This window comes from Marinilactibacillus piezotolerans (genome assembly GCF_900114235.1).
Lineage (GTDB): Bacteria > Bacillota > Bacilli > Lactobacillales > Carnobacteriaceae_A > Marinilactibacillus > Marinilactibacillus piezotolerans.
Genome location: NZ_FOSJ01000030.1, coordinates 21,508 through 27,507 on the forward strand (window position 1 = coordinate 21,508; position 6,000 = coordinate 27,507).

A 6,000-nucleotide genomic window follows, 5' to 3' on the forward strand; every position below is an offset into this window, starting at 1 on the left:
GGTGATAAGTTTCTTTTAAGTAGTGCCTACTTATTGAGTTGAAAATAAACTCACTCAAAGCGCATTACTCCTTGGCTCCAAGACAAATAGAAGCCAAGGAAAATAATAGGAGGAATTTTTTTTTGAAATTTAATGAATTGAATATTGCACCAGAAATACTAAAATCAGTAGAGCGAATGGGCTTTGAAGAAACAACGCCAATTCAGGAACAAACTATACCTTTAGCATTAGAAGGTAAAGATGTCATTGGCCAAGCACAAACAGGTACAGGTAAAACTGCTGCATTTGGTTTGCCGATGTTACAAAAAATCGACCAAAACAACCGCAACGTCCAAGGATTAGTTATCGCACCAACACGTGAGTTAGCTATTCAAACACAAGAAGAGCTTTTCCGTTTATCTAAAGATAAACGTGTACGCGTAACTTGTGTATATGGTGGAGCGGATATTAGAAGACAAATCAAACAAATTAAAGGTGGCGCACAAATTGTTGTGGGTACTCCAGGACGTTTGTTAGACCACATTAGACGTAAAACTTTGAAATTAGATCAGGTTGAAACATTAGTTTTAGATGAAGCGGATGAAATGTTGAACATGGGATTCATTGAAGACATCGAATCCATCATCAGTGAAGTACCGAGTGAACGCCAAACTTTACTATTCTCTGCAACAATGCCGACACCAATCAAGCGTATTGCTGAACGCTTTATGAAATCTCCTGAAACAGTTAAGATCAAAACAAAAACTTTATCAGCAGCTACAATAGAACAGTTTTATACTAAAGCGCGTGATAATGAAAAATTTGATGTATTAACTCGTTTAATAGATGTACAAAATCCTACTTCTGCGATTATTTTTGGTAGAACCAAACGTCGTGTGGATGAATTAGCTAAAGGACTTGAAATGCGCGGCTACCAAGCTGAAGGTATCCATGGAGATCTTTCACAAAGTAAACGTATGAGCGTCTTGAATGACTTTAAAAAAGGAAAAATGGATATTCTTGTAGCGACAGATGTAGCTGCTCGTGGGTTAGACGTTACAGGTTTAACACATGTGTACAACTATGATATTCCCCAAGATCCAGAAAGTTATGTTCACCGTATCGGGCGTACAGGTCGTGCTGGTGAAAAAGGTGTATCTGTAACGTTTGTAACACCTCAAGAGATGGGGTATTTGCGTACGATCGAAAACCTTACTAAACAAGAAATAAGCTCACTTCGTCCACCTACAAATGACGAAGCACTAGAAAGTCAGTTAGAGTCTGCAATGGACGATATCAGAAAAACAATTACTGAGAACGGGCTAGACAAATATCATACTGCAGCTGAAAAGCTATTAAGTGCATATTCTTCAGAAGATATCGCAGCAGCATTGGTTAAATCTATGGTTAAAGATCCGACAGAAGTACCTGTAACGATCACTCCACAAAGACCATTACCATCTAAAGACCGTAAACGTAAAGGCGGCAGTGGTAGAGGTGGAAACCGCAGAAACAATAACCGCGGCAGCAGTAATAATAAACGCACAAGTAACCGACGTGGCGACAGCAAAGGCCGTCGTGACAATTACCGTAAAAAAGATAACAAATAGTTATTAATTTAAGAGGGGTCCATTAATAGTGGACGCCTTTTTTTAATAATGTATAATAAGCATTTTAGAAGGAAAGTGTAGTTTGAGAATGAAAATGTAAGAACTATGAGTTCAAATAGTGTACATAAATTACAAGTGAGTAACAGCGCAATCTTATATATGACTTTTTATAAGGATTCTGGTAACATTGATTTTAAGTAATGAAGCAATGTAAAAGCATTGTACAACCATTGAAGCAAAAAGAGGGAACTCTATGATTGTAGGAATAGGATTAGATATTGTAGATATTGGAAGAATCAAAGTAGCTTGTGAAAGAAGAAAAGGATTTCCAGAACGAGTTCTGACTGAAAATGAATTGCTTATTTATCAAAGACTAACGGGGAAACGTAGAGTGGAATTCTTAGCTGGCCGTTTTTCAGCAAAAGAAGCTTTTTCAAAAGCGCTGGGAACTGGAATAGGTAAAGTAGGCTTTCATGATATTGAGGTTCTAAATAGTCGGTCAGGGAAACCTGAAATAAGAAAATCACCATTTGAAGGAAATGCCTGGATTTCTATTACACATACTGATTCAATAGCTGCAGCTCAAGTTATACTAGAAAATTAATAACAGATTTGCCTTTGTTTCTTATATATTTGGTCATAATTTCGTCACAAATCTACTTGCAAGACCGGTTTTAATAAAAGTTCTTTCATGATAAACTTACCTATAAGATAAAACTTTGCACGATTCGATTCTAGATGAATCCAACATACTTAACGTAACCCAAGTATTTGCTTGATCACTATGTAGTGACTAGGTTAATCTTGGAAGTTTGTAGATAAGCGATAATCTTTTGGAGGGCACGGTCATGGATGAACAGCGCAACAAGAAAATGATTATTGAATTAGATCAATCAGTTTATGAAGATTTAGTGGAATTTTGTGTTGAAACAAACATGGAAGAAACTCAGCTAATGTCTGAAATGGTAAAGTATTGCTTAAAGGAAAGTATGAATAAAATGGATGTCATGCGGAAAGGGTATGTAGAAATGGCGAACATCAATTTGGAGATATGCTCTGAATTTGATTCTTGTGATAGTGAAGCCCATTCTTATATCTAAGGGAAGTAACGTACGAAATTAGAAGTATTATTGAGAATTCGGACGAAACGAACCATATTCCACAAGGCGCCTTCGAGGAGAAAAAGCCTATGGTTAAGCGGGGAGATATATTTTATGCGGATCTATCACCGGTTGTTGGGTCTGAGCAAGGCGGAATGAGGCCTGTCTTGATTATTCAGAACAACGTCGGTAATAAGTATAGTCCGACTGTTATCGTTGCAGCGATTACAACGAAGATTCAAAAGGGTAAAATGCCTACACATGTAGAGGTAGGAGCGGATCAGGGTCTTGAGAAAAATTCTGTTGTGCTTTTGGAACAAATACGAACAATAGATAAGCAGCGACTACGCGATAAAGTTACACATTTACACGTAGAAACTATGGATGCAATAGATGAAGCGCTCTCGATCAGTGTGGGGTTATCTAATAAATACAAACATATCTAATAGTTTATCCAATTTACTTAGTGAAAAGGATGGAGTCCGTTTTTTAGGATTCTGTCCTTTTTTATTTATAAAGGACTACAAGGTGCTCGTATAAATTTCTATAAAATGATATTGCAACTTCTATTCAAAACGTGATACACTATTTTCGTTGTGCATCAACCGTGGTTCGAAAGCGCCAACCCACGTTATCAAAAACTAGGAGGAAATGAATTGAAAGTAAAACAATGGGTACTAAATGCAATTATCGGATCATTATATATCGTGATTACATTTGCTATTGCTCCGTTAGGATTTGGAGCAATCCAGCTTCGATTATCTGAAATGCTGAACCATTTAGTCGTGTTTAATAAAAAATATGCGTATGGTTTGGGTGTCGGTGTTATTTTAGCAAACGTTTTGTTATCTCCTTTCGGGATAATTGACTGGATATTAGGTGGCGGACATACAGTTGTTTCTCTGATTGTATATATGCTTCTAACTAGAAAGATGACTTCAATCAAAAAGAAAATGATTGTCAATACAGTAATCTTCTCTGTGTTTAGTTTCATAATTGCTTTTCTACTGATTATCTCAGGAGCAACAGAAGAAGCCTTTTGGATAACTTACTTAACGCTGTTTATTAGTCAGTTTATTACAATGGCTATTGGAATTCCAGTTATGTTATTCTTGAACAGTAAAATAGATTTTAATGCACAAATGGAAAAATAATATTCGAAAATTGGCGTGAAAAAAGGCAGTCTTCCTTTACATTATTGTAAGGAAGGCTGCCTTTTTGGTATGGCTCATAGATTAATCATTATGAAGATTTTCTGTGCCTACAACTTTAAATCCTTTACGTTCTAGGTGATTTGAGATCTCTTCTAATGTCTTTTCAGAAATATTGGGTTCTAAAGTCATGATCGTGCGTCGAACCATGTTTTCACGCTTAACATCTAAAGTGATACAACTCATTATGGAGCAGTAACGGTTAATGATCTTGGTAATTGCGGTAAGATCTCCTTTTTGTCCAGGAGAAGCAATCGTTAACACATAACTTCCTTGATCGATACTCCAAGATTGCTGGAGCAAATCGATAATCGAGCTGTGAGTCAAAATTCCATAAAAATGATTATTTTCATCAAGGACTGTAATATAAGGTAAATCCTTAATCATAAAAAAGATTTTGAAAAATGAAGAATTCATATGAATATATTTAGTAGCATTTTTTAAAAGATGGGTAACGGGGAGATTCATATCTCCGCCATTTGCTTTGTGACGATAAATATGCATTTTATAGATGTTACCACGAAAGATTTTTCCGCTTTCGTCTAATACAGGTACACATCTAAATCCTGTTTCCTCTAATAGTTCAATTGATTCTTGCAAAGTAGCTTTTTCAGATATTGTATTTACAGCGCTTTTTGGGACCGTTAATTGTTTGATCAGCATTATTTATTTGCTCCTTCTCATTTTTTTATACGTATTCTCACATATTTATTATACCAGATAATTGCTTGGAGAAATACAAGAATACATGTAAAATATAAAGGGAATTCTTAATATGAAAGTAGAGGTTTTTAAATTGCATAAATTAAATGAAATGATGGATCGCCCAGTAGTTATGGATGAAGTTAGAACATTCTTAAGAACAGCTCAAAAGCAATTAGATGGAAAATTAGGCGAAATTGAAAAAGAAGCAAATGACAAGCGAGTACCAATTATACCACATGAAACAGTAACTTTTTTTATATGGCTTTTTGGTCAGATCAAACCTAAAGAAATTCTAGAAGTAGGAACAGCGATTGGTTTTTCGGCTGGGTTGATGGCACAGTATATGGATGGAGAAGGTAAGATCACTACGATCGAGCGTAATCCAACAATGATGGAAAAAGCTAAAGAAAATTTCAAAGCATTACAAATAGAAGATAAAGTTACATTATTAGAAGGACAAGCGGATGAATGGTTAGAAAAATTAGCAAGTCATAAATATGATTTCATTTTTATGGATAGTGCTAAAGCGAAATATTATGATTTTTTCCCTAATTGCATGCGAGTATTGAAACAAAACGGTATACTCGCGGTAGATGATGTACTCCAGGGAGGAACGATTTTGGAAGAAGATAAAGATATCCCAAGGCGCAGAAGAAAAATTCATAAAAAATTAAATGCTTTTTTAGACATTGTTTTGGTCCATCCGGCTTTAGAGACAACATTGCTGCCTCTTGGAGACGGTTTATTACTGATTACAAAAAAAGAAGAATTTGATTTTTCTTTTATGAAAGAGGAATAAAGAGACTAGAAATTAAAAAAGCTGGTATAACAGCTTTTTTAATTTCTTCAAAAAAAGATTAAAAATATAAGTGAAAAAATGTTGACGTATCCTGGAATAACTGGTAAAGTATTACTCGTTGCTGATAAACGAAACGCAAATGAAACATTTAGTCAAATAAGCCTTTCGGAAATTAGTTAGAAAAACATTTAAAAAAGTTGTTGACATTATAGACAACATAATGTAATATAATATGAGTCGACAAGTTGAGTTGGACTTCGCAAGAATCGCTTAACATGAAGACTTAAACGATTGATCTTTGAAAACTGAACAAAGTAAAAACAACCAAATGTGCAGGGGTCTTCGATTCTTTATTGGATCAAGACAACTATCGGATGAACAAGGTTCATCCACAATTAATACAATGAGCTTTTCAAACTTAAAACGAGAGTTTGATCCTGGCTCAGGACGAACGCTGGCGGTATGCCTAATACATGCAAGTCGAACGATGAAATTCTCTGCTTGCAGAGAATGGATTAGTGGCGAACGGGTGAGTAACACGTGGGTAACCTGCCCATAAGAGGGGGATAACATTCGGAAACGGATGCTAATACCGC

General features: G+C 35.5%; 7 protein-coding genes and 1 rRNA gene. 7 read left to right on the forward strand and 1 reads right to left on the reverse strand.

The features are described 5' to 3' along the window. Positions 1-122 precede the first annotated feature (122 nt). The 5 genes from cshA to BM212_RS08040 all read left to right on the forward strand — a co-directional run bounded on the left by cshA (position 123) and on the right by BM212_RS08040 (position 3,843). Positions 123-1,589, forward strand: a complete 1,467-nt coding sequence (cshA, locus tag BM212_RS08020) for a degradosome RNA helicase CshA (protein WP_091897983.1) — start codon at positions 123-125, stop codon at positions 1,587-1,589. 253 nt (positions 1,590-1,842) lie between these two features. Then, entirely contained in the window at positions 1,843-2,193 is a 351-nt protein-coding gene (acpS, locus tag BM212_RS08025; protein WP_091897985.1) for a holo-ACP synthase, read from the forward strand. A gap of 244 nt (positions 2,194-2,437) precedes the next feature. Next, positions 2,438-2,689 carry a hypothetical protein gene (locus BM212_RS08030; protein WP_072694006.1) on the forward strand — a complete coding sequence of 84 codons (252 nt, stop codon included), beginning with the start codon at positions 2,438-2,440 and terminating at the stop codon, positions 2,687-2,689. Positions 2,690-2,778: 89 nt separating this feature from the next. Beyond that, positions 2,779-3,135: a type II toxin-antitoxin system PemK/MazF family toxin gene (locus tag BM212_RS08035; protein ID WP_072694008.1), complete on the forward strand. Its 357-nt coding sequence runs from the start codon at positions 2,779-2,781 to the stop codon at positions 3,133-3,135. A gap of 210 nt (positions 3,136-3,345) precedes the next feature. Further along, positions 3,346-3,843 carry a QueT transporter family protein gene (locus BM212_RS08040; protein ID WP_072694010.1) on the forward strand — a complete coding sequence of 166 codons (498 nt, stop codon included), beginning with the start codon at positions 3,346-3,348 and terminating at the stop codon, positions 3,841-3,843. A gap of 81 nt (positions 3,844-3,924) precedes the next feature. On the opposite strand, the gene cbpA is transcribed toward BM212_RS08040, so the two are convergent. Continuing rightward, positions 3,925-4,563, reverse strand: a complete 639-nt coding sequence (gene cbpA / locus BM212_RS08045; RefSeq protein ID WP_072694012.1) for a cyclic di-AMP binding protein CbpA — start codon at positions 4,561-4,563, stop codon at positions 3,925-3,927. A 112-nt stretch (positions 4,564-4,675) separates the two neighbouring features. Here cbpA and BM212_RS08050 point away from each other — a divergent pair, with 112 nt between their 5' ends. Together BM212_RS08050 and BM212_RS08055 are read left to right on the forward strand one after the other, a co-directional pair. Continuing rightward, entirely contained in the window at positions 4,676-5,404 is a 729-nt protein-coding gene (locus BM212_RS08050; protein ID WP_072694014.1) for an O-methyltransferase, read from the forward strand. A 419-nt stretch (positions 5,405-5,823) separates the two neighbouring features. Continuing rightward, positions 5,824-6,000, forward strand: a 16S ribosomal RNA gene (locus tag BM212_RS08055); the annotation flags it as partial.

Coding starts and splice junctions, on each gene's coding strand:
- BM212_RS08030 (WP_072694006.1), top strand. CDS start 2,438: ATGGATGAACAGCGCAACAAGAAAATGATTATTGAATTAGATCAATCA.
- BM212_RS08050 (WP_072694014.1), top strand. CDS start 4,676: ATGAAAGTAGAGGTTTTTAAATTGCATAAATTAAATGAAATGATGGAT.
- cbpA (WP_072694012.1), bottom strand. CDS start 4,563: ATGCTGATCAAACAATTAACGGTCCCAAAAAGCGCTGTAAATACAATA.
- BM212_RS08035 (WP_072694008.1), top strand. CDS start 2,779: ATGGTTAAGCGGGGAGATATATTTTATGCGGATCTATCACCGGTTGTT.
- acpS (WP_091897985.1), top strand. CDS start 1,843: ATGATTGTAGGAATAGGATTAGATATTGTAGATATTGGAAGAATCAAA.